The sequence below is a fragment of the Anoxybacillus sp. J5B_2022 genome (assembly GCF_026847645.1).
In the GTDB taxonomy this organism is placed as follows: Bacteria; Bacillota; Bacilli; order Bacillales; family Anoxybacillaceae; genus Anoxybacteroides.
Window position 1 is genome coordinate 1 of sequence record NZ_JAPSMC010000170.1, and the last position, 663, is coordinate 663.

The 663-nt window shown below is 44.2% G+C and carries 1 pseudogene; it reads right to left on the reverse strand.

Annotation, left to right across the window (positions count from 1 at the left end):
- Positions 1–663: pseudogene (locus M4I42_RS17065) on the reverse strand (IS630-like element ISBs2 family transposase); the annotation flags it as partial.

Sequence of the window (663 nt, forward strand, 5' to 3'; positions counted from 1 at the left end):
ACCGATCTTCGTGTTCTTTTAAAAATGGCTGAATGAGTTTGGCATGGTGAATTCGAGCGTTATCTAAAATCATCACTATTTTGCCTGTGGGATAGCGTTCTAACACAAGTTGAAGAAATCGAAGAAATGTTTCCGCGTCATAGCGTTCTTCTTCGATGCAAAACACTTCCCCTGTTTCGTAGTTCAACGTGCCAATCAGCTTCAGCCCTTGATGTTTTCCAAACGTCGGAATGATTCGTTGTTTTCCTTTGACAAACCATGTTTTTTGAATCGCTTGGTAATCACGAATCATCGACTCATCTTGAAAGAGGACATGGGCGATGTTCCCATCTACCAGTTTTTTTTTACTTCAGGGAAGGTGATTTCGACGAATTCTTTTTGTTTCTCTTCATCGGCATTGGCTAGTGTATAGGTCGGTTTCGTATAGCTTAGCCCTAACCGATGCAGAATGTCACTTGTTCCGCGAAGCGTGTATGTTGGCCCCCACTTTTGTTGAATGAGTTCAGCGATTATCGCAAGCGTCCAATTATATTTTGCTTCGAATCCCACATCTACGGGGAGCTGATGTTCAATGATCAAAGCCAGCTCTTTTTCCTGCTCAGGGGTCAATCGACGTGGGGCGCCAGGTGAGTATTTCATCTCCAGTCCATCAAGACCGCGCTG